A 26045-nucleotide genomic window follows, 5' to 3' on the forward strand; every position below is an offset into this window, starting at 1 on the left:
GGTGACGGCAATGAACCCACTGGCGGAGATACTCGACAGGAACCTTGAGGCGATCGTCGACTTATCCCTTGGGCATCTCCTCAGGCTCGGGTTAAAGTACGGCATATTCCGCAGGCTCGCGAGTGGAATGCCCCGTGAAGAATTGCTGTCAGTGATCCCGGTCTCCAACAAGGCGTACCTGGGAAGGCTCATAGATACCTACGTCTCCCTTGGCTTCGTGGAGGAGTCCGACGGCATCCTTAAGATGCCGGGTTTCTCCTACGAGTTCAACTTAAGCGCGGAAGACGCAGGAAAGCTCCTCTCCGACTGGGTCCAGATAGTTGAGGAGCTTTACAAGATGGCGGATTACGCCTTCATCTCCGCGGAGCACCCGAAGATACTCATGGACTTCGACAAGGGCGCCGACTTCTGGGACATGCGCCTACTGATGGAGCTCAACAGGACCTACCGGCAGCTTGCAGCGAGTCTCCTCGGCCTCGAGGATGGCATGCGCATCCTCGACCTCGGTTGCGGCTCCGTCTCCCCCGTGGAACTTGGGGAAGCCGTTGGTCCAAACGGGAAGTACGTTGGCGTTGACTTTTCTCCGGGACTGCTGAGCATAGCCAAGGTCCGCGTTAGGAACGCCCGCATGGACTGGGTGGTTCTACGGGAGATGGACATAAGGAAACTTGTGGTCAAGAACACCTACGATGCCGTGGTGATGAGCTTCGTCTTGGAGTACTTGGAGAACCCCGGAGCGGCCGTCAAGAGGGCAATTGGAACCCTGGAGCCTGGCGGGAAGCTCGTTATAATCGAACCCTTCAGGGACAACTACCCACGGATCGCCGCCCTGGAGTTCTTTGAGAGCCTGACCAGGGAATTCACCCGCTTCCCGAGCTCTGAAGATATAATCGCTGCCGTCGAGGAGAGTCCATACGACGTGAAGGTTGAGCCCGTCGGTAAATCCGCCCTGCTGGTGACGCGCTTGATGTAACGTTTCTTCACATTCTACCCGTTATCTTCGTTGTAGAATCTGCCATCCTGTATTTATCTCTTGAAGTAGTATCAACCTACATATGTAGGTACACTAGTTTCTACATAATTACCAACAAAAAATCGATTTATATGCAAAGCTCCTAGAATATATTGCAAAATCCCTAAGGGAGGTGCCAGGAGATGAGGTTGCTGAAGAAGAAGAGGGGTGCCGTCGGTATCGGTACCCTGATAGTGTTCATAGCCATGGTTCTAGTGGCCGCAGTAGCCGCCGCCGTTCTCATCAACACCAGCGGCTACCTCCAGCAGAGGGCCGAGGCCACGGGCAGGCAGACCACCCAGGAGGTTTCAACGGGCATAAAGATCGACGCAGTGACTGGTTACGCGCCCTCTTCCAACAACATGACCTTGATGACGATACAGGTCTCTCTTAACGCTGGAAGCAGCCCCATTGACCTCAACCAGACCAAGATCTACCTTGACAATGGTGAGAAACAGGTTGTTCTCTCCTACGGTGGCGCTAAGGGTACCATAAGCGGCAGTATGTTTGACACCAACTCCGCTCCTTGGAACGCAACTGGCATAAACTGGAGCCATGAGTTTGGAATCCTCATCGTCCAGGACGCTGACCGCTCCCTCAGCGGCACCATTCCGACCCTTACCACCGGAGACATAGCCCTGCTCACCGTCAACCTCACCGCCGTCTTCGGCGGTGTTGAGCCGAGGACTCCAATAACCATCAGGGTCGTTCCTGAGTTCGGTGCTCCTGGCTACACTAAGGTCATCACCCCGACCGCCTACGGTCTCAGCGACACCGACAAGATAGTCGACCTCAAGTGAAGCCATATACCCTCTTTCCTTTTTCCACAACTTTCCTCGCGGGTGATCGGAATGTCGTTTTCGTACCTGAAGAACAAGTTCAAGAAGAAAAAGGAGGGGGAGGAGAAGGCGGAAGACAACAGGGAGATAATCAAGCTTGATGAGCTGGAGCAGGAAGCCGCGGAAGAGATGGCTCAGAAGAAAAAGGAGGAAGAGGAGCTCATAACCCAGGTCATGACGAGAATAAACGAGATCGAGAACGACATTCCCCGCATAAAGGTGAGTATAGACACCCTCAAGACCCAGATAAACGAGCTCCGTGAGGAGATAGATCGCCTGGATAAGGTGATAAAGGACGTTATGGTCCTCTATGAGATAGTTTCGCAGCAGATTAATCCGTTTAAGGATGTTGATTCCGCTAATCCCTTACTTAGCGAGATTCAGGAGTTGAGCGAGGAGATTGAGAGCCTGAAAGCTGAGATAGCGCAGATAAAATCTGACTTGAGGCTCCTTGTAATCGACGGTATGGACCTCGATGATCTGATATACGAAGCCATATCGGAGGGAGGGGTATGATTACCGAAACCGAGATTGAGGAGAGGCTCAAGCGCCTCAGGGGCAAGGTCCCGAACTTCCTTATCGACGACCTCAAAGACCGCCTCATGAAGAAGCGCGACATACTGACTCCGGAGCAGGTTGACAGGATAGTTGACAAGGTGCTCCGCACCTACGCCGGGCAGATCGAGAAGCTCTCCCGGCTCGACAGCCGCGTGGACGAGATCGGCAGGTACCTGGAGGAGATACGCAATCACCTCATGAACCTCTCGCAGGCGGCTCAGGCTAATCAGTCACTGTGGGGCGAGGCCCAGAATCAACCAATGGGAGGGGCCCAGGTCGTGGAGTACGGTGAACTCATGGGTGCTGGAAACAGCGGAGGTTTCGGTGAGGGGTCCCTCGCCAGTGAAACCCATGTGGAGGAAGCACCGGCTCCTGAGTCTCCCGCCCAAAACCCGACGGAGGTAGAGCCCATGGAGAAGGAGTTTGAGCTTTCCAAGGGGTTTGAAATCCCCTCTGAAATTAGGGACGTCCTGATCAGTCCTCCACGCACCAAGGCAAGGCTCGAGCACATACCGAACGACATGGTCTCGACCATGATGGCGCTGAAGTGGCTTGGCTTCCTCATAGACAGGGTCGGCATGCAGAACCTCGAGGATGTGCTTGAGTTCTACTACCAGATCGGCTGGATTTCTGAGGACGTGCTGAATACTTTGCTCAGGTACGCTGAGGGCATAAGGCCTCACCACCGGGAGCCCGACTGGAGGCCGGACGAGAAGCTCACGATACAGGATCACCTCGTTTCGCTGCTCTTCATAGAGCGCCTTAGGGGAGCCAGGATAACCAGGGAACTGCTGGACGCCATAGAGAGGGAAATGCGGGTGATCGGCAGGGTGCTGGAAGACGTGTACGGAGTTTAGGGGATTCCCATGGGGGTCAGTGTACCAGCAGCCTTCGCTGTGCTGCTGATAGCAACGCTGGTTTCCTTCGGGATGCTCTACGTCTCGAGTGAGAACGCATACTCCATGGTGCATCAGGCGACGGAAGACTACAACCAGATGGCCCTGAAGGCAAAGACATCGGAGCTCGAGCTCACAGGGTACAACTACACGGTCGTAACAGGGTTTTACGACATCACCTTCAACATAACAAACGAGGGAAGCACCCTGTCGCCGGCGAAGTGGACGTACATATACAACGGAGACCTGACGACATCGAAGGTCCTGACCTCCGGCAGGGAATACCTCCTGCCCGGCGAATGGATGGAGCTGACCGTTCAAAACCTCCGAATGAATCAAACTTTGGTTAATTCCCTCGTGATAAGCACCGAGGTTGGCTGTGGGCTGAAGATAAAATGGAAGTGGGTCGGTAACGCGACCAACGGATCCCCGCAGGTGATTAGCAGTGCCTGGTACTGCCCTGTGGAGGGGTAATAATGGCGAGTTCAGTGGTGTCGGAGCTTGTACTATTCATCGTCTCACTACTGGTAGCGGGTATGGTAGCCGGGGGTCTGTACGTGGTTACCCAGGATATTTCGGGCGGTATCCTCACAAAAGGCCAGGATGTGGCCGAGAGTCTGCGTACTAATTTTGAGATAATTAACGATCCCGAGAACATTCCCGTTTCTGGCTCTTCGTACGTCTTCTACATCCGCAACATCGGTAAAGACTCCTTCTCCTTCGACCCCAACTCCGTCGTCGTTATGATAGACGGCTCGATGATACCCCCCGCGAACCTTACCTTCGAGCCCTCGGGCGCACTCGCCCCGTATGAGGTTGGTAAAATCTACGTTCCCACGGCCTTCATATCATCGGGTTATCACAAGATCACGGTCGTCATCGAGACAGGGAAGAGAAAATCGCTCGTGTTCGAGGTGGGGTGATGACCATGGGGAGCCTCCTTAAGATTCAGATACCCAACGACGAGCTTCACCGGCGCCTTGGAGGGGGCATCCCGGCCGGGAGTATAGTTCTGATCGAGGGAGACAGGGGTACCGGTAAGTCCATATTCTCCCAGAGGCTCCTTTACGGGCTCCTGAGGAACGATTACACCGCCACCTATGTTTCCAGTCAGTATACCACCCCCGAGTTCATAAATCAGATGGATTCGCTGGGGTACAGCATAATCCAGGATCTGATAAAGAGGCGCCTCATGTTCGTCTCCCTCTATCCCCTGCTCGTCGGAGTCTCCGACAGGCGGAAGTTCCTCTCGAGGTTCGTTGGTGAGCCGAGGCTGTGGAAAACCGACGTCATGATAATCGATTCCCTTTCCGCCCTGCTTCCATCCGAACTCGACAGGGAGGAGATAAGGGCATTCTCGCTTCATCTGAAGAGGCTGAGCTCCCTGGGAAAGGTCACGATAATGACGGTGAACCCAGCAGACATAGACCCGGAGTTCCTCAAGATACTCGAAGAGGCATCCAGCCTGCTCATACGGCTGAGCGTGAAGACGTTCGGCGGCGACCTGAAGAACTCCGCCACCATAGTCAAGTACAACAACGCCATGGGCATCTTCCAGAAGATAATCCCGTTCAGGGTGGAGCCGAGGGTTGGATTCATAGTCGAGATAGCCGCGGTGGTGTGATATGCCGGTCAGGAGGGACGTCAGCGACAACATCGAGGTTGCAATGGCGCGGAATCCCCATCTGCGGAGGTACGTGGAGGAATTCGTCAAGAAGACCGGCAAGTTTCCGGAGTTCTACGCCCAGCTCAGCAGGGACATGAAGGACATCAAGTACCCGAACATACTCTACCCCGTCGGCGACCCGATATTCATCCACATCTACGGCGACCTGAACACCGAGAAGAGGTACATAGTCATTGAGCCCAGGATAACCCGCCCGGAGGAGGAGCGGAAGTACGAACTCCTGAAGGACAAGATACTCGAGCTTGCACCGGAGAAGAAGATTCCCGAGGACAGCGAGGAGTTCGAGCGCTTTCTGGACGACCTGATGGACGAGGCTCTGAGCAAGATTGGAGGGGGACTGTTCAACCGCAGGCGGGTCTCGTTCACGGCCGAGGAAGTTGCTAAATTTCGCTATCTCCTCAAGAGGGACATCGTCGGAATCGGCCCCCTCGAGCCCCTCATGCGCGACCCCTACATCGAGGATATCCACATAATAGGCGCCAACTACGTCTCCCTCATCCACAAGATATTCGATGCAATGGAGACCAACATAACCTTCGGCGATAACCTCCGCCTGGCGGACTACTTCAAGAACCTCAGCGAGAGGATGGGGAGGCCTGTCAGCGACAAGAACCCGATCGTTGACGGAACCCTGCCGGATGGCTCGCGTATCAACATCATCTACTCGCCCGACGTCAGCATCCAGGGCCCGAGCGCAACTATCCGTAAGTTCTCGGCGACGCCACTGAGCGTCGTCCAGCTCGTTAAGTGGAACACCTTCTCGGCAGAGGTCGCTGCCTACCTCTGGCTGGCCCTCGAGTACGGTATGAGCGTCTTCGTCTGCGGTGAGACGGCGAGCGGAAAGACCACGACGCTCAATTCAATCATCCCGTTCATCAAGCCAGACGCTAAAGTCTACACCGCTGAGGATACACCAGAGGTCGTCGTTCCGCACAAGAACTGGCAGAGGCTCACCACCAGGGAGCGCGGCCCAGAGGAGAGCAGGGTTACGCTCTTCGACCTCCTGAAGGCAGCCCTACGTTCGAGGCCGAACTACATCATAGTCGGTGAGATCCGTGGAGCCGAGGGTGCCATAGCCTTCCAAGCAATGCAGACGGGCCACCCGGTTATGGCGACGTTCCACGCGGGCGACGTCAGGAAGATGATACAGCGTTTCACCGGTTCGCCGATAAACATCCCGGTCACGTTCATAGACAACCTAAACATAGCCCTCTTCCAGCAGGCGGTCTACGTCCGCGGCAGGTTCCTGAGGAGGGTTCTGAGCGTCGTCGAGATAGAGGGCTACTACGAGGAACTCGGCGGCGTTGCGACGAGGAACGTCTTCGAGTGGGACTCGGTGACGGACAGGCACATCTTCCGTGGAATGAACAACTCGTATATCCTAGAGAGGAAGATAGCCGAAGTTGCCGGCTACGAGGACCCGAAGGAGATATACAACGAGCTCTTCCTGAGGGCGAGGATAATCAAGAGGATGGCAGAGCTTGGCATAACGGACTACTACGCCGTTCACCGTGAGATCAAGGCCTTCTACGAGAAGGGAATCGAGGGACTGAGCTTCAGGCTGTGAGGTGGTAAGATGGCCGGAGAGAAGGCGGGAGTGCTGGCGCAGTCGGGCATCACCATGCATGAGTACTTCAGGAAGATTCTACTGCCCAGCCTAGTGGGTGCCATGGCGCTCTTCGCCGCGGTCTCAGTTCTCAAGAGGTTTGTCGCCCTCTCCAGCGTGATAACCCTCGCTCTCTACGCGATCCCGCTCCTCCCCCTCATCTACGCCGTCGGCTATCCCTACGCCAGAATAAGCAACAAGAGGGTTCAGATAAACTCCAAGATTCCGTTCTTCGCCACGTACTTCGCGGTTCTCTCGACGAGCGACGTGAGCAGAAGCGAGCTCATCTGGAACCTGGCCACCGAGAAGATTCTGGAGCCGATAGCGAGCGACATGAAGAAGGTTTACTACCTAATAGCCAAGCTCCACAGGGGAATGCCGGAGGCCCTGAGGTTCCTGGCGAGGAGAACGCCCAGCAAGGTCTTCGCGGACTTCCTCGACAGGCTCGCCTATTCCCTCGACAGCGGTGTCGAGCTCAGGGACTACCTCCTCCAGGAGCAGAAGACGGTTATGGACGACTACGAGACCTTCTACGAGGGAACCCTTTACGACCTGGACGTCTTTAAGGAGGTGTACTCCTCCCTGATAATTTCTGTCGTCTTCATGGTGACTTTCATAATCATCGGCCCGATACTGACCGGCCAGGACATCGTCAGCCTGAGCGCCTTCATGTTCGTGCTCGTCCTTGCCACCGAGATTGGAATAATGCTCGTTATAAAGTACAGGATGCCGGAGGACAAGATATGGGCCGACTATGCCATGACCTCCGAGAGGAAGGCCAAGTTCATCAAGGCCGCGCTCGTCTCCGTTGCTGGCATCGTCGTGGCGGCGGTTCTGGTGGCGCTCGTGGTGAGGCCGAGGTTCGACCTCCCACTCCTCGTGCAGGTCGCGATAGTGCTCACCCCGCTCATGTACCTGGGCAAGGTGCTTGAGAAGGAGGAGAAGGCCATCCTCGTGAAGGACGAGAACTTCCCCGCCTTCATGAGGAGCCTCAGCTCATCGCTTGCGGCCAGCGGCGCCGCCCTTCCCCTAGTGCTCAAGTACCTCAGCGCCCATGACTTCGGAGTCCTCACCCAGGACATAAGGAACCTCTACCGCAGGGTCTCGATGAGGATAGACAACAGCAAATCCTGGCGCTACTTCACGATAGACACGGGGAGCTGGCTCATAGGCATCTTCTCCGAGATATTCAACAAGAGCATAAACCTCGGTGCTGAGCCGGACTACGTTGGAATGGTCATATCGAGGAACTTCGAGCGTCTGGTGAGGCTCAGGAGGAAGCGCGCCCAGACTGTGGCGAGCTTCAGGGGCGTTATCTACGGCATAACCGGGGCTTTCGCCTTCTCCGTTGCGGCCGCGTTTCAGGTTTCAGTTTACATGAATAAGCTCTTCTCAAACCTGACCATCCAGGGGGACTTCCTCCAGAACATAATCTTCGTTCCGTCGAAGAGCGGCCTGGAGATGACTGACTACATCCTCATGGTCATCCTCATCATCCACTGCCTCCTTTCCGCCCTTTCGATAAAGTTCGCCGATGGCGGACACATCGGGATCACGGTCTACTACTTCGTGGTTCTCGTGTGGCTGGCGGCGCTCGGCCAGTACTTGGGAACCGTCGTGATGGGCAAGATGATGACGTTCTCCTCGCTGACGGGGGTGGTTATAGGCTCCCTGGGGGTGATACCGTGAAGAGGTTACTCGTTTTGGTCCTGGCGTTCATGCTGCTGCCCGGCGTGGCAGCCAGCTCCTCGATAACCGGCTGGCTTCCGTTCCCGGCCAGGGTTGGGATTGATGGGGGCGACGTTCTCGTCAAGGACATCTCCCTTAGCGACGGCTCGGTCCTCGTTTATCCCAACGGCATGGGCATGAGGGTGGTTCCGGTTGGAGGAAGCATCCTGTGGAACGGCTATTCGTTCTCCTTCCATAACGCCCTGTACTCCTCGGAGATGTCGTATCTGAACCTCTCGTACACCTTCCCTTACCTTCTCGAAGGCGAGAAGCTATTCGTTGGGAATTACGAGGTTCTGCTGAAGTCCGTGGGCGAGAAGGGCGGCACGTTGGTAGTATCCGGCGGAGAGACCTCTAAGGAAATCTACTGTGCGGCCGGGAAGGAGGTCTCCTACGGGAACCTGGGGATATCCCTGATGCCGATGCCGGTTCTCTTCGACGGCTACCTGAAGAGGAACAAAAACGTATCGGTGGGAGAATGGAGCGTCGTGTTCTACAATTACACGGTCTCTTCGGAGAACGGGGGACTGACGGAGATAGTGGACATCCGCGTAAGCGGCAAGCAGTACCTAGCGGAACCCGGTGAGACGATAGATGCCGGGGGTCTGCTAATTTCCGTCGGCGAACTGGTGGGTTCGGACTACCTGAAGGCCAGCATCCGGCTGAAAGGCGCGTACATCCGCGTGAAGGTTCATCCCTCCTTCGAGGGATGGCTCCGCGAGGGCAAGACAGAGAAGCTCGGCCCGTACCTGGTCAGGGTGGACAAAATCTTCAACGACAGCGCCTATGTCTCTATAATGAACCCCTGTGGCAGGGTCATCAGGTCGGGGTTCATAACGATCGGCAACTTCTCCTCCGGAATCTACTACGGTGGCCTCCTCCTGGGTGCAACTGCCTCCAGGAAGCGCGATGGAGCGATGGAGGTCCACGTGGTGGCGTTCATAGACGAGGAGAAGGTTCCCAAGGTGAGCGATGTTGCGCTCCTCAACGTCTCCTTCCTCGCTCCCGGAAACGCCACCCAGTTCGTTCCCTTCGAGGCGAGGATCATCATAAAGAACGAGGGGCCGAGCGACCTGAAGTACGTGGAGGTGAACCTCAACCTCTCCGACGGGTTCAAGGTTCTCGGCGACTACCCGAGCTATTTTGAGGAGATTCCGAAGGGCAAGAGCGTAGAGATTCCGCTGAGGCTGCTCCCGGAGAAGGCCGGCAATCTCTCACTTGGCAACGTGGTCGTCACTGGTCACGCGCCCTACGCCCTCTCCTGCTACGGCGTTGAGGAGGTGAGCTTCAGCTCAGAGAACAGGGCCATCGACGTCGCCCCAGTGGAGATTGGCTATCGTGTGGAGGTCTCTGCCTCAAACGGCAGCGTTGGAAAGGAGATACCCCTCAACGTGACCGTGGTGAACACGGGGAACGTGGAGCTTCCCTTCACACTCACCGTTGCCCTTCCGAAGGGCTTCGCTTCCATAGCCGAGAACTTCACCGCCTACGGAAAATGGCTGACGAGGACTGACACGCTCGCCCCGAACGGGAGCAGGACTTATTTCCTCACAGTCATCCCGCTGGCCCCCGGGGAGTACGAGATAAGCGTGGGTGTTGAAAGCCACGGCAAGGTGTTCTACAACTCCACGACGATCAAAGTTACCGGTGAGACCAGCAACGTCCTCGAAAACTCCTCAATCGAAATCTCCAACGAGAGCACCAATTCCACGTGCGAGCCGAAGGTCGTGACGGAGGTCATCAAGGTGCCAGTTCCGTGCAACGAAAGCAACGTGACTGCAACGAGTTCTGAAGGGGGCATGTTACTGAAGGAGAAGCTCATCTACATCGGGGGCTCCTTCGTGGGCGGCATCGTCTTCATCCTGCTCCTCGCGTGGATAGCCGCCAGGATGGAGGAGAGGTGACCCAAAGGTTTAACTGAAAGCCCAACTAACTCCAATCGGTGAGTCCATGAAGGCTCTGGTTGGAACCGTCGTTGACTGGGAGGGCTTCAGGGAGAATGCCGCGGTAGTAATAGACGGATCTGTAATCAGAGACGTCGTTCCCGCCGATGGTATTCGCCAGTACGACGTCGATGAGGTCTACGGCGGTAAGGGTTACCTGATTCTCCCGGGACTGGTCAACGCCCACACCCACGTGGCGATGGCGAAGTTCAGGGGTCTGGGCGAAGACGTTCCGATCGAAAGATGGCTGAGCGATGTCATCTGGCCCGCCGAGCTCGAATGGACGCGCGAGGAAATCCGCAGGTGGGCGCTCATCGGCATGGCCGAGGCGCTTTCAAACGGCTCAACGACGGTAAACGACCACTACTTTTTCGCCGATGAGATAGCCAAGACCGCCAGTGAACTCGGAATCAGGGCGTTTGTTGGTCAGACGGTGATGGACCTCGTTGACTTCCCGATAGCCGAGCCCGCAGAGGGGTTCCGCTTCTTCAAACGCTGGGAGGGAAGGGACGAGCTCGTAACGCCCATCCTAGCTCCCCACGCAACCAACACTGTGTCCCTTGAGCTGATGCGTGAAATCGGGGAGTTCGGCCGTGAGAGAAACGCACTCGTTCACGTCCACCTCTCCCAGAGCAGGAGCGAAGTGCGGGAGGTCAAACAACGCTACGGGCTTTCTCCCGTTGAGTACCTCCAGAGGGCAGGGGTGCTGCACGAAAACCTCATAGGCGTTCACGGGATTTACCTTGACGATTCTGAGGTTTCTACATACGCCAAGAGCGGCGCGACGCTCGTCCACTGCTCCATGAGCATGGCGAAACTTGAGGGAAGGATAGCGCCAATAATAGAACTCCTCGAGAACGGAACGAACATCGCCCTCGGCAACGATTCACCCAACCCCGTCGGACTGATGGACATGTTCACCGAGATGCGCTTTGCCGCGGTTCTCAACAAAGCCTGGAGGAAGAGGACGGATGTAGCTTCGGCAAGGGACGTTTTCCGCTGGGCGACCCTGGGCGGCGCGATGGCCCTCAAGCTGAAGGCCGGCCTCATAAAACCGGGCTATCTGGCTGACCTCGTTTTGCTCAACGCTCGGAAACCCCAGTTCCTGCCGGGTGAGAACCCCTACTCGCACATCGTCTACTCCGCCAGGGGAAGCGACGTCGAAATGGTCATGGTGAACGGAGAGGTCGTCTACAAAAACGGAATACTGCTGAAGCTGGGAAAAACGCTGGAGGAGCTGTGGGAGGAGGTCAGGCTTTCCTGACTATGAGCTTGACACCACTAAAGATGCCATCACGTTCATGTAGTTATACTCCAAACTTCTCTGCCTATTCCTCATACTTCTTGATTTCTTTACGTGTAAGGGGGCTTTTTATCTTCTTGAAAGCAGCTTCAAAGTCCTTCATCTCGAGAGGTCTGATTTTGAGCTCCAATTTCTTTAGATCAATTTCAGAGAGGACGTTAAGATCGGTGAGTTCCGGGTTTTTCTCCTCAAGCATGTGATGAATAGCCAAATTGCAGAGGTTGGCTATCTCCCTGCCCGAGTACAGTCGTCTGACGCTCTCCTCGGCTATTGTATCGATGTCAAGTTTGCTTGTGTCTAACTCCCTATGTAGGCATTTTCGGGCTTCTTCCGGTTTCGGGGCTTCGTGGTTATATCCTCCAAGTATTATACCCGTTAGGTATAAAATGAAAACACTCCCATCGCTTGCCGATCACCAACCGGCCAGTCTTTATAAACCCTTGTCGATTGCTATTCGGCAAGTGTTTATAAAGTCTTGCCGAACGACGTTCCGCAAGGTATATAAAGGAAGGCGCCCATCAAAATACCATGTTCGATCTTGAGGAGTATAACCTGTGGTGGGTTCACGAGGAAGACCCGGACGTCGAGGAGTGGAAGGACTTAGAGTACCGCTACGTCCCCTCGTGGATAAACGAGCTCTCGCTCGAACCCTTCTCGGTGAACTTCCTCGTCGGACCGAGGAGGGTCGGCAAAACCCTCGGAGTGAAGCTCCTCATAAACGAACTCCTCAGGGGAAGAGAGAACCCCTACGAGATCTTCTACTACGACTGCACGATGCTCGACGACCAGAACGACCTCTCCGCTGTTCTCAAGACTTATCTGAAGCTCAGGGAGACCAAAGGTATAAAAAGCTCCCTCATCTTCCTCGACGAAGTTACCTCCGTCAGGAACTGGTGGAAGGTCATCATCGACCTCATAAACCGGAAGAGGCTTAAGAACGACGTGGTCACGGTGATGGGCTCCGTCTCGGTCAACCTCGACAGGGCCGTTGGATACTTCTCCGGGAGGAAGGGCAACGGGAAAGTTCTTGAAATAATGCCCCTCGGCTTCAGGGACTACTACCGCCTTCTGACAGGCGTTGAGGACTACTTCGACGGAAAGGGCCAGGACGCATTCGAAAGCTACCTCAAAACCGGCGGCTACGCGGCTTACCTGAACAGAAGGATACGGAAGAGCGACATAGTGGGCGCACTGAAGGCCGACCTCAGGAGCCTAGAGAGAGAAAAGGATCCGGAAATCGCGAGGGAGATATTGGGTGCGATCATATCCAAGGCACCCAGTCCCCTCTCGTACCGCGAGCTCGGTGAGGAGGCCGGCGTCAACAGGGACACCGTGAGGAGCTACGTATCGGTTCTCTCCGAGCTTAAGGTACTCCTGGAAATACCCTTCTCCCGGTGGGGGAAGGAAGTCGTTCCAAAGAAAAACAGGAAGTTCGCCATCAGAGACCCGTTGATGGCGAGGGCGTTCGCCGAGTGGAGTCAGGTTAAGATTGAGGAGTCGGTTCTCTATGAGTGGGCCGTCCAGGAGCACCTTTACCGGAAGTTCAGGAAGGTGTATTACTTCCGGAGTGACAACTACGAGATAGATGCCGTTGTGCCGGGCATGAGAGTTGAGGTGAAGTCCGGAAAAGGTGGAGGCAGATATCCGAGAGATGTCATCCTGCTCGGTGGAAATGAAGTCCCACGGTTCCTCTATGGAATAGAGTACAGCCACGTCGTTGAGTACGGTGAGATCTAATCACGGAGTTTTCTCTTTGCCCAACTCAATCCCGACCAATCGCCTTTATAAACCCCCGCTCCCTTCTCGCTCCAGGTGAGAGAAAAATGGGAAGGCCGGTCTTCCTCGGTAAGGCTTACATAAACTGGTGCGAGAAGTGCAACGTCCCGCTCATCGGCGATAGCTGTGCCGTTCACGGAAAGGAGAGCGTATTCCGCCTCAACATCACTCCCCCCGGCGACTTGAGGTTCGCCTTTGGGAAGGACATCGAGTTCATACGCTCGGTGTTTAAGGAGCACTACGGTGTCGACCTCGGCGAACTCTTCGACGGAAAGGTGATTCTTCTAAACAAGACTCCCGGAGAGGATGATTCCTACGAGATAATACTCGACGGCTACGTCTTCGGCTGGATACGCTTCGACCCGCTGGAGCTTCGCTGGAAGCCCGGCCTGAAGGTCGAGGGTGCCATCGCCCTCTGGAAGCACTTTGGTAAGTCTATGAAGAAGTGGATAATCGTCGATGAAGGCGCAATAGAGCCCATCCTCAACGGCTCCAACCTCCTGCCCGTCGGCATACTCGAGGCCGAACCGAGCATAAGGCGGAACGACGACGTTATCCTCATCTCTGAGAGCGGCGAGGTCATCGCGACCGGCATAGCGAAGAAGGACTACGAGGGACTTGCCAACAAGGAGCGCGGAACCGGAGTCAAGGTCAGGCGGCAGAAGAGCGTGAACTACCGCGAGGGGAGAAAGGCCACGATGGAAGACGTGCTGAGGGCAAACTCCATCGAGCTTGAGAGGAAGGTTATGGAAGCGAGGCGCTTCATGAGGAAAATCGCCACCCGCTACTCCGACCTTCCGATAGCCGTTGCGTTCTCCGGTGGGAAGGACAGCCTGGCCGTCCTTGGTCTGGCCCTGGAGGAGTTCGGCGACGAGGGCTTCACAATCTTCTTCAACAACACCGGCATAGAGTTCCCGGAAACCCTCGAATACGTCGAGGAGCTGAGGAAGGAGCTCGAGCCGAAGGGCATTAGGTTCATCGTTGCCGATGCCGGCGACGCCTTCTGGCGCGCCCTTCACGTCTTCTCCCCGCCGGGCAGGGACTACCGCTGGTGCTGCAAGGTTACGAAGCTCGGCCCGATAACGATGGCGATAAAGGAGAACTACCCCACAGGAGTGCTCATGTTCGTCGGCCAGAGGAAGTACGAGAGCATAAAGAGGTTTAAACAACCCCGCGTTTGGAAGAACCCCTGGGTGCCGAACGAGACCGGCGCATCGCCCATATTCCACTGGCGCGCGCTGGAGGTTTGGCTCTACATCTTCAGCAGGAAGCTCAAGTACAACCCGCTCTACGAGGAGAGGCTCGACAGGATAGGCTGCTTCCTCTGTCCGAGCGCGTCCCTGGCGGAGATCTACACCCTGAAGGAGGAGAGGCCCGAGCTGTGGGCCAAGTGGGAGAACGAGCTCAAGCGCTGGGGAAAACGCTTCAACATGCCTGACGAGTGGATAACTTACGGCTTCTGGCGCTGGAAGAAGCTGAGTAAGGGAGAGAAGGCGATAGCGAGGGAGCTCGGCGTTGAAGTTCCGGAGGAGCGTTCCTGGGAACCGGTGAGGTACACGATAGAGGAGACCAAGGAGGGCTTCGTGACCCGCTTCAACACCGTTGTGAACCTGGAGAGGATTAAGGAAGTTGCTCCAATCCTCGGGGAGGTTGAGGAAGGCGAAAACTACATAAGGGCGGGCGATATTACATTTAGACCAGACGGTGCCTACACGGGCGAGTTCGACGAGGCCCTGCAAGCTTACTACCTCGTCAAGAGGGCCTACGAGTGTGTCGGCTGCGGTGTCTGCGTCGGAAAGTGTCCCGAGGAGGCGCTCAGCATAGATCCGAGGAGCAAGAAAATCGTCGTTAATTACGACCTGTGCACCCACTGCCGGGAGTGTATGGACGTATGCCCGCTGTTAAAAATCAAAAACCCCGAGGAAGGGAGCCAGCTCTAATTGGGTTATTCCTGATTCTGTCCCTCATTTTCCTCCCGCTGGTAGGTGCACAGGAGTATGACTACGAGATAAACGCCTACGCGGTCTACTTTGAGGTGATAGACCAGAACAACATCCGCGAGACCGTCGAGATAGACCTTACACCGCACACGAACCTCAGCCAGTACGTCATCTACACCGCCTACCCGGTTGAGAACGCGAGCGCCGTGCTCGACCTTGGGAACAGGGTGGAGAGGATAAACGTAACCGTGAGGGAAGTTCTTGGCGGAACCAACGCCATCTACATGACTTTTCCCACCCTTGAGGTGGGGCAGAGCGCCAGGATAGGGCTTACCTTCACGACGAGGGGCATGGTAAGCGAGAACGGCGGAAACGAGCAGTTCACGTACTACATCAAATTCAGTCAGCCGGTTGGCGTCTTCCACATGCAGCTCCTTGTCCCGAGGGGCTACGCAATCCTCTCGCCGATAATCCCCTCGCCGGACAGGGTCGAGAGTTCAACCGACCGGCTTCTTCTGGAATGGAAGCGCAGCAACGTCCGGCCCGGAGACGAGTTTTACTTCATAGTGGGCTTTTCGGGGGAGATAACCGTTCCAAAGCCGCCCTCGCCGTGGCTTTATCTCGGCGTCTTTATAATCGGCCTCCTACTCGGCGGCGGTTCGGTTTACGGCTACATTCTCTACCGGGAGAGGAAGCGCGAGGAGGAGCTCACCCACCTGAGGAGCGACGAGGAGAAGCTACTCGCCATGCTGAAGGAGGGTCCTGTTCTCCAGAGTGAACTCGCTGAAAAACTCGGTGTTTCGAAGGCCAAGGTCAGCATAATCCTCCGCGAGATGGAGGAGAAGGGATTGATAACCCGCACCAAGGAAGGGAGAACCTACCGGGTTTTTCTGAAGGAGTGAGTACCTTTATAAACGCCTCCCCTCTTCTTCTCACTGGTGAGAGACATGGAGGAGTATTTCATCTGTCCAGAGTGCGGTAGCGATGACGTTGAGGTCATCAAGGAGAGGGGAAGGGAGCTCACCCTCCGCTGCAACGAGTGCGGCAACGTGTGGCACGTCACGCTTCCAAAGCTCATCAAGGTTCCGCTCATAGTGAGCAAGCACGAGAGAAGTTTCAGAACCTTCGTCGAACTGCCCGAGGGTGAAGAAATCCGGGTGGGCGACATAGTCGAAACCGAAGATGACGAGGTAAGGATAACCGGCATAGAGCTTGAGGGAGACAGGCGCGTTGAGAGGGCCGAGATAGGCGAGATCAAGACCCTCTGGGGCGAGAGCCTAACCTACCCGAAGGTCATCAAGGTCTCCATATATCTGCCGAAGGGCCTTACCCAGGCCTTCAAGGTGAAGGTGCCGAGGAACGAGGAGTTCGTCGTCGGAGAGGTTCTCGAGGTCGGCGGCTACACCTTCCGGGTTGAGAAGATAAAGACCGAGACCAAGATGCTCCACCACGGGAAGGCAAAGGCCGATAAGATAGTCGCCCTCATGGGTCACAGCATTCCCCGCGCGAGGGCGAGGAGGAGCCTTGAGATATACAGGGGCTACGACAGGGAATCTTCGTGAAAGAGCCGGTCGTGATGAGCCTTTCTTTCTCCTTTCCGACCCCTTCGGGGAATGAGGAGCTTGGCCGCTGCTGACATCGAAATCCTTTTAAAGCCTCCTCCGGAATTGAGCACGCAAAACTCGATGAACGATGAGGTTTCGGAGGGATGAAAGATGGCGAAGCCAAGCTACGTCAAGTTTGAGGTTCCGGCAGAGCTTGCCGAGAAGGCCCTTGAGGCCGTCGAGCTCGCTCGCGACACCGGAAGGATAAGGAAGGGTACCAACGAGACCACCAAGGCCGTTGAGAGGGGCCAGGCCAAGCTCGTTGTCATCGCTGAGGACGTTGACCCTGAGGAGATAGTTGCCCACCTCCCGCCGCTGTGTGAGGAGAAGGAGATTCCGTACATTTACGTTCCGAGCAAGAAGGAGCTCGGTGCTGCCGCTGGTATTGAGGTTCCCTCTGCCAGCGTCGCCATCGTCGAGCCCGGCAAGGGCCGCGAGCTCGTTGAGGACATCGCAATGAAGGTTAGGGAGCTCATGAAGTGAGCTCCTTTTCCTTCCTTCACCGCAAGGAAAGGTTTAAGTTCATCCGTGCGAGGGATTTTTAGGTTAAGGGGTGTGAGAAATGAGCGACGAAGGATACCCGGCTGAGGTTATTGAGATCGTTGCCAGAACCGGCGTCACCGGTGGCGTTACTCAGGTCAAGGTTAGGGTTTTGGAAGGCCGCGACAAGGGCAGGGTCATCAGAAGGAACATCAAGGGGCCGGTTCGCGTCGGCGACATAGTCATCCTCAGGGAGACCGAGCGTGAAGCTAGGGAGATCAGGACCAGGAGGTAATCGCGATGGCCAGGTGGAACGTCTGCTCCTACTGCGGAAAGGAGTTCGAGCCGGGAACGGGCAAGATGTACGTCAGGAACGACGGCAGAGTCCTGTTCTTCTGCTCCAACAAGTGCGAGAAGTACTACTTCATGGGCAGGAACCCGAGGAAGCTCAAGTGGACCAAGGCCTTCCAGGAAGCGAGGCTTCAGAGGGCCAAGAGGAGGAAGTGATTTCTTTCTTTTCCTTCCCGTTTCTGACTTCGACGTTTCTTACGTGTTAACAGTTCCAAAAAACCTATTAACCACCCGGCCAATTAACTTCGGTGTTGCCAATGGCCGAGAGGAAGATAGAGAGGACGCTCGTTATACTCAAGCCCGACGCAGTCGTCCGCGGACTGATGGGCGAAATAATCTCCCGCTTTGAGAAGAGGGGTCTCAAAATCGTCGGGATGAAGATGATATGGATCGACCGCGAGCTGGCGGAGAAGCACTACGAGGAGCACAGGGGAAAGCCCTTCTTTGAGCCACTACTCGACTACATCACCAAGGCCCCGAGCGTTGTCATGGTGGTTGAGGGACGCTACGCCATAAGCGTCGTCAGGAAGATGTGCGGCGCCACCGACCCAAAGGACGCGGAGCCCGGAAGCATAAGGGGCGACTACGGCCTCGACATCGGAGACTCGATATACAACATAATCCACGCCTCGGACAGCCCTGAGAGCGCCGAGAGGGAGATAAACCTCTACTTCAAGCCGGAGGAGATATTCGAGTATTGTAAAGCAGCGGACTGGTTCTACCACACTCACGCGAGGGGAAAGAAGGAGTACCTCGACAGCATGAACTGCCTCGAGCGCTAGACCTTTTTCATTCTCTTCTCCACGTCTGTGAGCGTTGTGAACTCGTCCCGTTCCTTGTTCTTCTTCGCCAGCTCAGTCACCTTCTTCAGCGTCCTCTGGAGCGTTTCCTTTCCGAGCTCCCCGGCCACGAACTGATCCGTGGCCGTGCGTACCTGGATTATGTAAGCCAAATCAACCCCCCAGGAGAGGAGCGTTAGAAAGGCCGCGCCGGCAAGCTTGAGGTTCCAATCGTCGATGTCCGCGACCACCATTCCGGATATGAGGAACACTATCAGGCCGAGGATGAGCTGCCTGACAGCTATTCCCCTGCTCTCAACGTAGGCCGCCTCAAGTACCATCACCTTTGTCTCGTCGGGTTCAAAATCCAGGAGCCTCTCGCCGATGAAGAGCCGTCTTCCAGTCAGCAGAGCCGTGAAGCAGTCCTTTACGCCGCAGACCTCCTCAACCTCGATGCCGTACTTCCTCAGGAAACCCTTCACCCAGCCGAGGTCGAGCCTTTCAGCGTTTGTCACGTTTCTTATGTATTCCTCGCGGTTTTTGAGGAGCCAGACTCCGATCACCAGGTAGAGAATCGCGTAAACGCCGAGGAGCCTGGGATAGAGGCCCACGGAGACCAAGGAGAAGAACAGGGTAATCTTGCCGATGTTGTTCTCCCACGAGGCCGCCCTGGGCAGCGTCAGACCGGCGTTCCTCACGAGGAGGTAAGCGATGAGGTAATCGAGGTACACCGCGAACAGTAGGGCCAGGCCGATTTCCCTGCCGGGGGCGGTCTCACCGGCGATCATCTCCCCGCGGAGGGAATTGAGGGTCGCGAAGTAGAGCATCCAGACGGAGGCGAGTGACAGCGAGAACAGCATGCCGTAAACCGAGGCTCTGTATCTGTTTTTCCTCCAGAGCAGAAGAGCGATTCCAAACCCCACGACCGTTGAAATCAGCACGATGGCAAAGCCGGCCAGCATTTTACCACCCCTCCAAGATTACCACTCCAGCTTTTAATCCTTCCGGCCGGACGAACCTTTAAAAGGCCACGCCGGAGTTAGGCTTAGAGGTGAGGGAGATGAAAAAGATTAGACAGCCCATCATAGCGGTTCTCGGTCACGTTGACCATGGAAAAACAACCCTGCTCGACAGGATCAGGCGCACGAACGTCGCCGGCAAAGAGGCCGGCGGAATAACTCAGCACATAGGCGCTACGGAGGTGCCGATCGAGACCGTCAAGCAGCTGGCCGGTCCGCTCATCAAGCTCTGGAAGGGTGAGATAAAGCTCCCGGGACTGCTCTTCATAGACACTCCCGGTCACGAGGCCTTTACCAGCCTCCGCGCTAGGGGTGGGAGCCTGGCAGACCTCGCGGTTCTGATAGTTGACGTGAACGAGGGCTTCCAGCCCCAGACGATAGAGAGCATCGAGATACTCAGGAAGAACAGGACCCCCTTCATCGTGGCCGCCAACAAGATAGACAGGATTAAGGGCTGGAAGGTTGAGGAGGACGAGCCGTTCCTAGTCAACATCAAGAAGCAGGACCAGAGGGCCCAGCAGGAGCTTGAAACCAAGCTCTGGGAACTCATCGGAAAGTTCTACGAGATGGGCTTCAACGCCAACCGCTTCGACAGGGTTCAGGACTTCACGCGCGAGCTTGCCATAATCCCGATTTCAGCCAAGTACGGTATAGGCGTTCCGGAACTTCTCGTCCTTATCGCGGGTCTCAGCCAGAAGTACCTCGAGGAGAAGCTCAAGATCGAGGTCGAGGGCCCGGCGCGCGGCACGATCCTCGAAGTGCGCGAAGAGCTTGGCCTCGGAACCACCATAGACGTCATAATCTACGACGGAACTCTGAGGAAGGACGACACGATAGTCGTTGGAGGCAAAGACAAAGCGATAGTGACGAAAATCCGCGCCCTGCTCAAGCCGAAGCCCCTCGATGAGATACGTGACCCGAGGTTCCGCTTCGACCAGGTCGACGAGGTCGCCGCCGCCGCGGGTATAAAGATAGCCGCACCCGGTCTTGAGGAAGCCCTAGCCGGCTCGCCGGTCATAGCGGCCCGCTCGGAGGAAGAGGTCGAGAGGGCCAAGGCGGAGATACTCGGCCAGATACAGAGCGTCGTCATAAGCACCGGCAAGGTGGGGGTCATAGTCAAGGCCGACACCCTCGGAAGCCTCGAGGCCCTCAGCAAGGAGCTCCAGGAGAAGAGCATACCGATAAGGAAGGCCGACGTCGGGAACATCAGCAAGACCGACGTGATGGAGGCCCTGAGCGTCAAGGACGAGGAGCCCAAGTACGGCGTCGTCCTCGGCTTCAACGTCAAGGTGAACGAGGACGCTGCGGAGGTCGCCAAGGCCAAGGGGGTGCCGATATTCACCGGTAACATCATCTACAAGCTCATCGAGGACTACGAGGCCTGGGTCAAGGCGGAGGAGGAGAAGAAGAAGCGTGAGCTGCTCAGCAAGGTCACCTTCCCGGGCGTCATAAGGCTCTACCCGGACGAGCGCTACGTATTCAGGCGCAGCCACCCGGCCATAGTCGGCATCGAGGTGGTTGAGGGCAGGATAAAGCCTGGAGTGACGCTCATCAAACAGAACGGCCAGAAGGTCGGCGTCATCAAGTCGATCAAGAACAAGAACGACTTTGTCCAGGAGGCCAAGAAGGGCGACGCCGTTGCGATAGCCATCGAGGGCGCGATGGTCGGCAGGCACATCCACCCCGGCGAGACTCTCTACGTTGACCTGAGCAAGAACGACGTCATAATCCTTGCCAAGCAGCTCAAGAACGAGCTGGACGAGACCGACATAAGGGCCCTCAAGATGACGGCGAAGGTCAAGGTCCAGCAGGACCCGTTCTGGAAGGCGGTTTGAGTCCCGTTACCCTTCTTTTCTTTCAAGTTCTTTCCAGCCATATCACCGCCTCAACGTGCGGCGTGTGAGGGAACATGTCGATTAAAATGGCGTTCTCAACCCTGTAAGCCTCTCTCAAGTGGTTCTCGTAGTCGAGCCGAAACGCCTTTGGGTTGCAGGAGACGTAAAGGACTCTCTCAACGCCGCTTTTTACCAGAAGCTCGGTCGCCTCCCTCAGTCCCTTCCTCGGCGGGTCAAGTATCACCGTGTCGTAGTCACCGATTGGCGTTTCCTCTGCCCGGCCGACCCTGAATACGGCATGGGCCCCGTTCAGTTCAGCGTTTCTTCTGGCCATCTCCACCGCGAAGGGGTTCAGCTCCACTCCCTCGACGGAAAAGCCCCTCTTCGCCAGCCAGACGCCGAAGGTTCCGACGCCGGAGTAGAGGTCGAGGACTTTCCCGCCATCTGTAAAGCCCTCGACGGCCTTAAGGAGCAGTTCCAGGGCGTAGCTGTTGGTCTGGAAGAATGAATTGGGGTGGATGAGGTAAGTCACATCCCCGATCCTCTCGCGTATGAAAGGTTCGCCGTCCAGAAGCTCAGGCTCTCCCCTCGGGTCGTCCCTTCCGTCCGTCTTGCGGCTCCAGTAGAGGGAATCCGCGAAGGAGAAGTAGTCCTTGAAGACCTCAGCAACTTCCTCCGATGGTTTCGTATGGGCTACGAGGTTCACCATGACCTCACCCGTGAACTTGCCCTCCCTGACCTGGAGGTAGTGAACGTCGCCGGCTTTTCTCTTCAAGTTCCAAGGTTCAAGGCCAGTCTCGCTCAAAAAAGCCCGAAGGGCGCGCAGGTATTCGGACGTCCTCTTCGAGAAAACCGGACACTCGGAAAGATTAACCACGCCGAGGGGATTCTCGTATTCCTTGAATCCTATCCCTTCGGTGGTCACGATAAAGTTGCTGATGTTGCGAAACCCCCAGATTTTGGGCGAGCCTTTGATGGGGGCGCTTATTCCGGTTATCCGCTCAAAGAGTTCGGCTTTGAATCCCAACTGTTCTCCATATTTCAGACCCTGCCAGAGGCAGCCCCCGCAGGTTCCGAAGTGGGGACATCTCGGGGGCTGCCTGAGCGGTGAAGGTTTGAGGAGCTCGAAATCCGTGGCTATCCTCCTACCGAAGCGCCTCCGCGTTTTCTTCACACTCACCACGTCGCCGGGATAGACGAAGGGCACGTAAATGGCCTTATTATCCTTTTCCAGCACGCCGAGGCCCTCGTCGCTCAGGGCTTTTATCTCTCCCTTCAGGGGCATGCTTGGGAGTCACCCTCAGGGTTTTTATATCCCTCGCATACTCTCGGGCGGAGGTGGCGGCAATGCCGAAGGTATTCGTCACGCGCGCGATTCCCGAGAACGGTATCAAGATGCTGAGGGAGCACTTCGAGGTTGAGGTCTGGGAGGACGAGCACGAGATTCCGAGGGAAGTCTTGCTAGAAAAGGTTCGCGACGTTGATGCCCTCGTCACCATGCTCAGCGAGAGGATTAACGCGGAAATCTTCGATGCCGCTCCTAGGCTTAGAATCGTGGCTAACTACGCCGTCGGCTACGACAACATAGACGTTGAGGAAGCGACCAGGAGAGGAATCTACGTCACAAATACCCCCGACGTTCTCACCAACGCCACCGCTGACTTCGCCTGGACTCTCCTCCTTGCCACCGCGAGGAGGCTCGTTGAGGCCGATAAGTTCGTCCGCTCCGGTGAGTGGAAGAAGCGCGACGTTGCCTGGCACCCGCTGATGTTTCTCGGTTACGACGTCTACGGCAAGACCATAGGAATAGTCGGCTTCGGAAGGATTGGCCAGGCGATAGCGAGACGCGCCAAGGGCTTCGGAATGAAAATCCTCTATAACTCGCGCACGAGAAAGCCGGAAGCTGAGAAGGAGCTCGGCGCCGAGTTCAAGCCCCTCGAAGAGCTCCTGCGCGAGAGCGACTTCGTGGTCTTAGCCGTTCCGCTGACGAAGGAAACCCATCACTTGATAAACGAGGAGAGACTTAAGCTGATGAAGCCCACCGCGATACTCGTCAACATAGCTCGCGGAAAGGTCGTTGACACGGAGGCGCTCGTGAGGGCGCTCAAAGATGGCTGGATCGCCGGAGCCGGCCTGGATGTCTTCGAGGAGGAGCCTTACTATCACGAGGAGCTCTTCAGTCTGGACAACGTGGTTCTGGCCCCGCACATAGGTAGCGCAACCCATGGAGCAAGGGAGGGCATGGCCGAACTCGTTGCGAGGAACCTGATAGCCTTCAAGAACGGCGAAGTCCCGCCGACGCTGGTCAACAGGGAGGTCTTAAAGGTCAGGAAGCCGGGATTTGAGTGAACCATGTATAAGAGGAGCTAGAGAATTGCCTTGAACCTCTTCGCGTCCCTACACATGTCCGAGTTGTTGAAGAAGACGAAGCTTTCAGAGATGTTCCAGCCGAGAACCCTTTCCCTTATCTTTTTCAGCTCCTCGTCGCTGTAGGAATGCTTGTAGATTATCCGCCCGTTCTCGTAGCGGCCGTGAAGCCTGTAGTAGTTCGTCTCCCCCTTATGGAGTGGAATCCTCACGAGGGGATCGGTGACATCTATAACTCCGAACTCCCTCACGAAGCGTTTTACCCCCTCCTCGCTCCAGCCCCTCAGCTCGACCGCTATCTCGAAGTCCCCCCGCTCCGCCATCTCAAAGAAGCGCTCCGCGTTGGTGAAGCTCTCCTCGCTCTCCCTGAAGCTCCTCGGCAGCTGGATCAGAACGAAGCGCGCTCCCAGAATCTCCGCTTCCCTCAGCGTCAAACGCCAGAAGTGAAGCACCTCGCTGTTCGGCCTTAACAGGCCTACATCCTTCCCAGGCTTTACGTTGCTCCTGCGCCACGTCGGGCTGTTCGGCGGGTGCGTCACACCCTGAAAGGCCTTTATGGCGAAGGTGAAGTCCTGCGGAGCTTCCTTCCTCCAGCGTTCGAGGGTCTTTTCTTGCAGAATCCGGTAGAATGTCTGCTGCACCTCTATCGCATCGAAGTCGCGGTAGTACTTCGCGTGGCTCTCGCAGAAGCCACATGTCCCGACGTGAATCACTCCCACCACCACTGGTCATTTCTTCCAAAAGCCTAAATACTTTCGGGGTCAATTCCAACCCATGAAGCCATCTGGAAGAATCCTCCTCGTCACCGGAAAACTCGCGGAGCCCCTCGTGAGGAAGTACGGAGAAGGCTGCGACGTCTTCGTTACTCCGGTCAGCGTTGCCGCCTTCCTTACCCCGGAGATGATAGTCCGCTACCTAAAAAAGGCCGGCATAAAGAGTGAGGATTACGACCTGATCCTCATCCCCGGTCTTGTCCGCGGTTCTGCAGGGCTCATTGAGGATGAGATAGGGATTCCAACGTTCAAGGGGCCGAGGAACGCGATGGACATCCCCCAGACGCTTAAAGCCCTGAGTGAAGGCTTCAAGCTCAGCAAGGAGCTCCCTGCCGACGAGCTCTTCTCCTTCGATGCCCTCAAAAGGGTCGAGGACATCAGGAATAAGGCCAAAAACCGGCGCTACATCGAGAATGCCCTCAAAAAGCCGTGGAACGTCCTCATCGGCAACCTTCCCGCGGGAAGGGACTTCCCGGCGAGAATTCTGGGGGAAGTGGTTGATGCCCCGAGGCTAGGGGTTGAAAAGACCGTCGAGAAGGCCCTCTACTACCTCCGCGAGGGGGCTGATATAATTGACGTCGGCATGGTCGCCGGCGAGACTAACCTCGATTTCATCGAGCTGATTCCCGAAATCCGCGAGAGGCTCAGGGGAGAGGGCCTCGAAGTCCCGATAAGTTTTGATTCCCTCAACACGGCGGAAATTGAGAGGGCCCTCGACTACGCGGACCTCTTCCTGAGCGTTGACGAGGGCAACCTTGAGGAGCTCGTGACGGAAAAGCCCGTCGTTTTAATCCCGACGAACCAGAAGAAGGGCTTCTTCCCAATCAGCCCGGTGGAGAGGGTCGAGTTCCTTGAAAACCTCAAGGGAAGGGCCCGCGATTTGGGCTACAAAACTATAATCCCCGACCTAATCCTCGAACACGTACCGCATCTGGCGCGCTCAATAACTGCCTTCCAGCTCTACCGCGAGAGGAATCCTGACGACGTTCTTTTGGCCGGCGTTGGCAACGTGGTCGAACTCTACGACGCGGACAGCGTCGGGATGAACGCCCTCTTGGCTGGAATCGCAAAGGAGCTTTCAATAAACCTCCTCCTCACGACCGAGACGAGCGCCAAGGCGAGAGGTTCGGTGAGGGAGCTGAGAAGAGCAATAGACATAAACCTCTTCGAGATGCCAAAGGATCTGGGCTTCAATTTGCTCTTCCTGAAGGAGAAGAGGGCCGCGGACTGGCAGTTTGAACCGGCGAAAAAAATAATCAAGGCCGAAGAAAAACCGGTCAAGCTCGAACCAGTCTACTTCCGGGTCTGGGTTGAGGGAGGCAAAATCTGGGTCAACGCCCACCAGGGGGCCGAAGCGGTTCTAACAATCGTTGGCGACGAACCGAATGCGATAATCGACACAATCCTCGAGCGCTTTGAGATAAGCCCGAGACACGCCTTCTACCTCGGCAGGGAGCTTGAGAGGGCTAAAACGGCGCTGAAGCTGAGGAGGAGCTACGTCCAGGAGGTCGAGCTCTTCCCGGATTTTTACATAAAAGATTGAAAAGGG

The 26045-nt window shown here is 56.2% G+C and carries 26 protein-coding genes; 22 read left to right on the plus strand and 4 right to left on the minus strand.

The features are described 5' to 3' along the window. Positions 1 to 10 precede the first annotated feature (10 nt). The 11 genes from A3L10_RS01055 (at position 11) to A3L10_RS01105 (ending at position 11533) form a co-directional block, all read left to right on the plus strand. Positions 11 to 973: a class I SAM-dependent methyltransferase gene (locus A3L10_RS01055; RefSeq protein ID WP_088865998.1), complete on the plus strand. Its 963-nt coding sequence runs from the start codon at positions 11 to 13 to the stop codon at positions 971 to 973. A 182-nt stretch (positions 974 to 1155) separates the two neighbouring features. Next, complete coding sequence (locus A3L10_RS01060) at positions 1156 to 1812, plus strand: flagellin (RefSeq protein WP_088865999.1); 657 nt, start codon at positions 1156 to 1158, stop codon at positions 1810 to 1812. A 51-nt stretch (positions 1813 to 1863) separates the two neighbouring features. Next, positions 1864 to 2367, plus strand: coding sequence for a flagella accessory protein C (locus A3L10_RS01065; RefSeq protein ID WP_088866000.1), 504 nt, complete (start codon positions 1864 to 1866; stop codon positions 2365 to 2367). Next, complete coding sequence (locus tag A3L10_RS01070; protein ID WP_088866001.1) at positions 2364 to 3266, plus strand: FlaD/FlaE family flagellar protein; 903 nt, start codon at positions 2364 to 2366, stop codon at positions 3264 to 3266. The genes A3L10_RS01065 and A3L10_RS01070 overlap by 4 nt, the downstream gene beginning before the upstream one ends. A gap of 9 nt (positions 3267 to 3275) precedes the next feature. After that, positions 3276 to 3779 carry a hypothetical protein gene (locus A3L10_RS01075; protein WP_088866002.1) on the plus strand — a complete coding sequence of 168 codons (504 nt, stop codon included), beginning with the start codon at positions 3276 to 3278 and terminating at the stop codon, positions 3777 to 3779. Between the two features lie 2 nt (positions 3780 to 3781). Further along, positions 3782 to 4228, plus strand: coding sequence for a flagellar protein G (locus A3L10_RS01080; protein WP_088866003.1), 447 nt, complete (start codon positions 3782 to 3784; stop codon positions 4226 to 4228). A 5-nt stretch (positions 4229 to 4233) separates the two neighbouring features. Further along, on the plus strand, positions 4234 to 4929 hold the full coding sequence (locus A3L10_RS01085) for an ATPase domain-containing protein (RefSeq protein WP_088181552.1): 696 nt from the start codon (positions 4234 to 4236) through the stop codon (positions 4927 to 4929). A 1-nt stretch (position 4930) separates the two neighbouring features. Further along, positions 4931 to 6559, plus strand: coding sequence for a type II/IV secretion system ATPase subunit (locus tag A3L10_RS01090; protein WP_088866004.1), 1629 nt, complete (start codon positions 4931 to 4933; stop codon positions 6557 to 6559). Between the two features lie 9 nt (positions 6560 to 6568). Then, a complete protein-coding gene (flaJ, locus tag A3L10_RS01095; protein WP_088866005.1) occupies positions 6569 to 8287 on the plus strand; it encodes an archaellar assembly protein FlaJ in 1719 nt (572 codons plus the stop codon). After that, positions 8284 to 10230, plus strand: coding sequence for a COG1361 family protein (locus tag A3L10_RS01100; protein WP_088866006.1), 1947 nt, complete (start codon positions 8284 to 8286; stop codon positions 10228 to 10230). The genes flaJ and A3L10_RS01100 overlap by 4 nt, the downstream gene beginning before the upstream one ends. 46 nt (positions 10231 to 10276) lie before the next feature. Continuing rightward, the gene (locus A3L10_RS01105; RefSeq protein WP_088866007.1) at positions 10277 to 11533 is read left to right on the plus strand and encodes an amidohydrolase; all 1257 of its coding nucleotides are present in this window, start codon (positions 10277 to 10279) and stop codon (positions 11531 to 11533) included. A 64-nt stretch (positions 11534 to 11597) separates the two neighbouring features. On the opposite strand, the gene A3L10_RS10410 is transcribed toward A3L10_RS01105, so the two are convergent. Continuing rightward, positions 11598 to 11768, minus strand: a complete 171-nt coding sequence (locus A3L10_RS10410; protein ID WP_394335104.1) for a hypothetical protein — start codon at positions 11766 to 11768, stop codon at positions 11598 to 11600. Positions 11769 to 12100: 332 nt separating this feature from the next. On the opposite strand from A3L10_RS10410, the gene A3L10_RS01115 reads away from it, so the two are divergent. The 8 genes from A3L10_RS01115 (at position 12101) to ndk (ending at position 18505) form a co-directional block, all read left to right on the plus strand. Then, the gene (locus tag A3L10_RS01115) at positions 12101 to 13309 is read left to right on the plus strand and encodes an ATP-binding protein (RefSeq protein ID WP_088866008.1); all 1209 of its coding nucleotides are present in this window, start codon (positions 12101 to 12103) and stop codon (positions 13307 to 13309) included. Between the two features lie 86 nt (positions 13310 to 13395). Continuing rightward, a complete protein-coding gene (locus tag A3L10_RS01120) occupies positions 13396 to 15288 on the plus strand; it encodes a phosphoadenosine phosphosulfate reductase domain-containing protein (protein WP_088866009.1) in 1893 nt (630 codons plus the stop codon). Beyond that, entirely contained in the window at positions 15240 to 16190 is a 951-nt protein-coding gene (locus A3L10_RS01125; RefSeq protein WP_088866010.1) for a helix-turn-helix transcriptional regulator, read from the plus strand. Before A3L10_RS01120 ends, A3L10_RS01125 begins: the two co-directional genes overlap by 49 nt. A 45-nt stretch (positions 16191 to 16235) precedes the next feature. Beyond that, complete coding sequence (locus tag A3L10_RS01130) at positions 16236 to 16850, plus strand: HVO_0476 family zinc finger protein (RefSeq protein WP_088866011.1); 615 nt, start codon at positions 16236 to 16238, stop codon at positions 16848 to 16850. Between the two features lie 153 nt (positions 16851 to 17003). After that, positions 17004 to 17375 (plus strand): 50S ribosomal protein L7Ae, encoded by a 372-nt coding sequence (gene rpl7ae, locus A3L10_RS01135; RefSeq protein ID WP_088180640.1) that lies wholly within the window; start codon positions 17004 to 17006, stop codon positions 17373 to 17375. A 79-nt stretch (positions 17376 to 17454) separates the two neighbouring features. Then, entirely contained in the window at positions 17455 to 17667 is a 213-nt protein-coding gene (locus tag A3L10_RS01140; RefSeq protein WP_088180639.1) for a 30S ribosomal protein S28e, read from the plus strand. Between the two features lie 5 nt (positions 17668 to 17672). Further along, the gene (locus A3L10_RS01145) at positions 17673 to 17879 is read left to right on the plus strand and encodes a 50S ribosomal protein L24e (protein WP_088866012.1); all 207 of its coding nucleotides are present in this window, start codon (positions 17673 to 17675) and stop codon (positions 17877 to 17879) included. Between the two features lie 101 nt (positions 17880 to 17980). Next, positions 17981 to 18505: a nucleoside-diphosphate kinase gene (gene ndk / locus A3L10_RS01150; RefSeq protein WP_088180636.1), complete on the plus strand. Its 525-nt coding sequence runs from the start codon at positions 17981 to 17983 to the stop codon at positions 18503 to 18505. On the opposite strand, the gene A3L10_RS01155 is transcribed toward ndk, so the two are convergent. Beyond that, the gene (locus tag A3L10_RS01155) at positions 18502 to 19464 is read right to left on the minus strand and encodes a hypothetical protein (protein ID WP_088866013.1); all 963 of its coding nucleotides are present in this window, start codon (positions 19462 to 19464) and stop codon (positions 18502 to 18504) included. The two genes, ndk and A3L10_RS01155, sit on opposite strands and share 4 nt — an antisense overlap. A gap of 98 nt (positions 19465 to 19562) precedes the next feature. On the opposite strand from A3L10_RS01155, the gene infB reads away from it, so the two are divergent. Beyond that, positions 19563 to 21356 carry a translation initiation factor IF-2 gene (gene infB / locus A3L10_RS01160; protein ID WP_088866014.1) on the plus strand — a complete coding sequence of 598 codons (1794 nt, stop codon included), beginning with the start codon at positions 19563 to 19565 and terminating at the stop codon, positions 21354 to 21356. Positions 21357 to 21378: 22 nt separating this feature from the next. Here infB and rlmD read toward each other — a convergent pair whose 3' ends face one another. Next, positions 21379 to 22641, minus strand: coding sequence for a 23S rRNA (uracil(1939)-C(5))-methyltransferase RlmD (gene rlmD, locus A3L10_RS01165; RefSeq protein ID WP_088866015.1), 1263 nt, complete (start codon positions 22639 to 22641; stop codon positions 21379 to 21381). A gap of 62 nt (positions 22642 to 22703) precedes the next feature. Between rlmD and gyaR the strand changes: the two genes are divergently transcribed. Next, a complete protein-coding gene (gyaR, locus tag A3L10_RS01170; protein WP_088866016.1) occupies positions 22704 to 23705 on the plus strand; it encodes a glyoxylate reductase in 1002 nt (333 codons plus the stop codon). 17 nt (positions 23706 to 23722) lie between these two features. On the opposite strand, the gene A3L10_RS01175 is transcribed toward gyaR, so the two are convergent. Beyond that, positions 23723 to 24436 (minus strand): DUF72 domain-containing protein, encoded by a 714-nt coding sequence (locus A3L10_RS01175; protein WP_088866017.1) that lies wholly within the window; start codon positions 24434 to 24436, stop codon positions 23723 to 23725. 61 nt (positions 24437 to 24497) lie between these two features. Between A3L10_RS01175 and A3L10_RS01180 the strand changes: the two genes are divergently transcribed. Further along, positions 24498 to 26039, plus strand: a complete 1542-nt coding sequence (locus A3L10_RS01180; protein ID WP_088866018.1) for a dihydropteroate synthase-like protein — start codon at positions 24498 to 24500, stop codon at positions 26037 to 26039. The last annotated feature ends 6 nt before the right edge of the window (positions 26040 to 26045 follow it).

It is taken from the genome of Thermococcus radiotolerans, from assembly GCF_002214565.1.
GTDB lineage: Archaea > Methanobacteriota_B > Thermococci > Thermococcales > Thermococcaceae > Thermococcus > Thermococcus radiotolerans.

Coding starts and splice junctions, on each gene's coding strand:
- A3L10_RS01055 (WP_088865998.1), top strand. CDS start 11: ATGAACCCACTGGCGGAGATACTCGACAGGAACCTTGAGGCGATCGTC.
- A3L10_RS01060 (WP_088865999.1), top strand. CDS start 1,156: ATGAGGTTGCTGAAGAAGAAGAGGGGTGCCGTCGGTATCGGTACCCTG.
- A3L10_RS01065 (WP_088866000.1), top strand. CDS start 1,864: ATGTCGTTTTCGTACCTGAAGAACAAGTTCAAGAAGAAAAAGGAGGGG.
- A3L10_RS01070 (WP_088866001.1), top strand. CDS start 2,364: ATGATTACCGAAACCGAGATTGAGGAGAGGCTCAAGCGCCTCAGGGGC.
- A3L10_RS01075 (WP_088866002.1), top strand. CDS start 3,276: ATGGGGGTCAGTGTACCAGCAGCCTTCGCTGTGCTGCTGATAGCAACG.
- A3L10_RS01080 (WP_088866003.1), top strand. CDS start 3,782: ATGGCGAGTTCAGTGGTGTCGGAGCTTGTACTATTCATCGTCTCACTA.
- A3L10_RS01085 (WP_088181552.1), top strand. CDS start 4,234: ATGGGGAGCCTCCTTAAGATTCAGATACCCAACGACGAGCTTCACCGG.
- A3L10_RS01090 (WP_088866004.1), top strand. CDS start 4,931: ATGCCGGTCAGGAGGGACGTCAGCGACAACATCGAGGTTGCAATGGCG.
- flaJ (WP_088866005.1), top strand. CDS start 6,569: ATGGCCGGAGAGAAGGCGGGAGTGCTGGCGCAGTCGGGCATCACCATG.
- A3L10_RS01105 (WP_088866007.1), top strand. CDS start 10,277: ATGAAGGCTCTGGTTGGAACCGTCGTTGACTGGGAGGGCTTCAGGGAG.
- A3L10_RS10410 (WP_394335104.1), bottom strand. CDS start 11,768: ATGCTTGAGGAGAAAAACCCGGAACTCACCGATCTTAACGTCCTCTCT.
- A3L10_RS01115 (WP_088866008.1), top strand. CDS start 12,101: ATGTTCGATCTTGAGGAGTATAACCTGTGGTGGGTTCACGAGGAAGAC.
- A3L10_RS01120 (WP_088866009.1), top strand. CDS start 13,396: ATGGGAAGGCCGGTCTTCCTCGGTAAGGCTTACATAAACTGGTGCGAG.
- A3L10_RS01125 (WP_088866010.1), top strand. CDS start 15,240: ATGCCCGCTGTTAAAAATCAAAAACCCCGAGGAAGGGAGCCAGCTCTA.
- A3L10_RS01130 (WP_088866011.1), top strand. CDS start 16,236: ATGGAGGAGTATTTCATCTGTCCAGAGTGCGGTAGCGATGACGTTGAG.
- rpl7ae (WP_088180640.1), top strand. CDS start 17,004: ATGGCGAAGCCAAGCTACGTCAAGTTTGAGGTTCCGGCAGAGCTTGCC.
- A3L10_RS01140 (WP_088180639.1), top strand. CDS start 17,455: ATGAGCGACGAAGGATACCCGGCTGAGGTTATTGAGATCGTTGCCAGA.
- A3L10_RS01145 (WP_088866012.1), top strand. CDS start 17,673: ATGGCCAGGTGGAACGTCTGCTCCTACTGCGGAAAGGAGTTCGAGCCG.
- ndk (WP_088180636.1), top strand. CDS start 17,981: ATGGCCGAGAGGAAGATAGAGAGGACGCTCGTTATACTCAAGCCCGAC.
- A3L10_RS01155 (WP_088866013.1), bottom strand. CDS start 19,464: ATGCTGGCCGGCTTTGCCATCGTGCTGATTTCAACGGTCGTGGGGTTT.
- infB (WP_088866014.1), top strand. CDS start 19,563: ATGAAAAAGATTAGACAGCCCATCATAGCGGTTCTCGGTCACGTTGAC.
- rlmD (WP_088866015.1), bottom strand. CDS start 22,641: ATGCCCCTGAAGGGAGAGATAAAAGCCCTGAGCGACGAGGGCCTCGGC.
- gyaR (WP_088866016.1), top strand. CDS start 22,704: ATGCCGAAGGTATTCGTCACGCGCGCGATTCCCGAGAACGGTATCAAG.
- A3L10_RS01180 (WP_088866018.1), top strand. CDS start 24,498: ATGAAGCCATCTGGAAGAATCCTCCTCGTCACCGGAAAACTCGCGGAG.